This window comes from Francisella noatunensis subsp. noatunensis, assembly GCF_009823375.1.
Classification (GTDB): Bacteria; Pseudomonadota; Gammaproteobacteria; order Francisellales; family Francisellaceae; genus Francisella; species Francisella noatunensis.
The window spans coordinates 1-2,152 of the sequence record NZ_WBSX01000163.1; the positions used below are offsets into that span (position 1 = coordinate 1).

Below are 2,152 nucleotides of genomic sequence, written 5' to 3' on the forward strand. Positions count from 1 at the left end.
ATTTGAAAGAGTTAAGTACTTTGGCATTTTTTAGTTCCTTATCGTTTATTTTAGTTTCGTCAAAACCTAATAAACTATATTTGGAACTCTCTTTCAACTATTTAAAACTTTCAGAATACAATCTAGCTATTTAAGAAACATCAAATAATAAGCTGAATATTTCGCGTAATATAGATAATTCACACCAGAGAACAGCAGTAGATTTTTGATTTAAATCATCAAATTATTAGAATTCATTTATCAATTTTTAACAAGCCTTATCAAATTCTAATATACCCACACACATGATACCTAATATATAATTAATCACAACTCAAATAAAAAATATTTGAGCTAAATAAGTAATAACAATTACTTAATAATTATTAAATAATCTTAAAAATTATAAGGAAACTAAAAATGAATAATAAGATAAAAATCTTATCAGCATTTACCTTAACTTTAATGGGATCTTTAGCTTTTGCTAATTGCAAACTAGAAGATGTACAAAAAGGTTGGACAGGTAAAATAACTTTTAGCTGCGATAAAAATACAAATCTAGAGGAAAATCCTATCTCATTTAAATTGAGCAATGGTGTAGAAGTTGGCAGTATTTGGGGTATCCGGCAATGCTAGTATAACTCAGTCAAATGGAGGAGTTATATCGATTACTTCTAAGCAATGGAGTGGTCAGCCAACTATTGTTACAGCGGGTAGTACTGCAAGCTTCAGCTTCTCTCCAAGCGCTCCCATATTTAATGTCGAAAGTTTTTCAGTTGGTAATGGTGGTAGTGATGACCCTGTTGATCCGACAGATCCAATTGATCCAGTCGACCCTGTTGACCCAGTAGATCCGATTGATCCAATTGATCCAATTGATCCAGTCGATCCTGTTGACCCAGTAGATCCGATTGATCCTCCAAGTGGAGATTATCAGAGCTATGTTGCTGGTACAAAATATGAAAGTGGTACTATAGTCTCTGCTAATGGTAAATTATACAAATGTAAAGCTGGTGTTGCTGCTTGATGTTCAAGTGCTGCTGGGTGGGCTTATGCTCCAGGCTCTGGTACTGCTTGGGAGACTGCTTGGGATTTATACGATCCTAGCAATCCTGATGAGCCAACTTCTGATAAATATGTTACGACTCAAGCTAAACTTGATGCAAAAGAAGCTGAATTAACAAGTGGAACAGTTTTAAGCCAAGTGAAAGAGTCTATTAAGACAAGAGATAACAGTGTGGTTGAAGCTGTAACTGCAGGTAACCCAAATAATCATGATAATGTTAAAAGAGTTGAAAAAATATTCACAGAAGTAGCTATAAAAGATAATGCCATTGAAACAAAATCTGCTGAAGGTGTATGGAATTATATGTTCCCAGAACGTTCGCCAGAATATACATATGAAAACTTCCTAAAGGCAGTGGCTAAATTCCCAGCATTCTGTGGTACTTACACAGATGGTAGAGATTCAGATGCTATTTGTCGTAAGTCTCTAGCTACCATGTTTGCTCACTTTACTCAAGAAACAGGCGGACATACTAGTTGGTGGGATGTAGCAGAATGGCGTCAAGGCTTAGTCCATGTACGTGAAATGGGATGGGATGAAAATATGCGTGGTGGTTATAATGGTGAGTGTAATCCAAATGTATGGCAAGGTCAAACTTGGCCATGTGGTAAGTTTGAAAATGGTGATTTTAAATCTTACTTCGGACGTGGTGCAAAACAATTAAGTTATAACTATAACTACGGACCTTTCTCACAAGCTATGTTTGGTGATGTAAGAGTATTACTAGATAATCCGGATATGGTTGCTGATACATGGTTAAATTTAGCATCTGCAGTATTCTTCTTTGTATATCCACAGCCACCAAAGCCATCTATGCTACATGTTATCGATGGTACTTGGCAACCAAATGCTGCTGATAAAGCGAACAACCTAACTCCTGGGTTTGGTGTGACTACACAAATCATTAATGGTGGTGTAGAATGTGGTGGTAGTGTAGAAGTTGCTCAATCTATGAATCGTATAGACTATTATGGTAACTTTATGCTAGATTGTATTCTGAAAGTTTTAAATAGTTGAAAGAGAGTTCCAAATATAGTTTATTAGGTTTTGACGAAACTAAAATAAACGATAAGGAACTAAAAAATGCCAAAGTACTTAACTCTTTCA

The 2,152-nt window shown here is 35.3% G+C and carries 3 protein-coding genes; all 3 read left to right on the top strand.

Going from position 1 to position 2,152, the window contains the following annotated elements; genetic code table 11:
• Positions 1-399 precede the first annotated feature (399 nt).
• The 3 genes from F8C69_RS09930 (at position 400) to F8C69_RS10905 (ending at position 2,062) form a co-directional block, all read left to right on the top strand.
• On the top strand, positions 400-615 hold the full coding sequence (locus F8C69_RS09930) for a hypothetical protein (RefSeq protein ID WP_159185030.1): 216 nt from the start codon (positions 400-402) through the stop codon (positions 613-615).
• Positions 584-1,006: a hypothetical protein gene (locus F8C69_RS10900; RefSeq protein ID WP_234384185.1), complete on the top strand. Its 423-nt coding sequence runs from the start codon at positions 584-586 to the stop codon at positions 1,004-1,006. The genes F8C69_RS09930 and F8C69_RS10900 overlap by 32 nt, the downstream gene beginning before the upstream one ends.
• A 177-nt stretch (positions 1,007-1,183) precedes the next feature.
• Complete coding sequence (locus tag F8C69_RS10905; RefSeq protein ID WP_236352455.1) at positions 1,184-2,062, top strand: chitinase; 879 nt, start codon at positions 1,184-1,186, stop codon at positions 2,060-2,062.
• Positions 2,063-2,152: the final 90 nt, after the last annotated feature.

Excerpts from the sequence above, each read along its gene's own strand:
- F8C69_RS09930 (WP_159185030.1), top strand. The coding sequence starts at position 400 with ATGAATAATAAGATAAAAATCTTATCAGCATTTACCTTAACTTTAATG.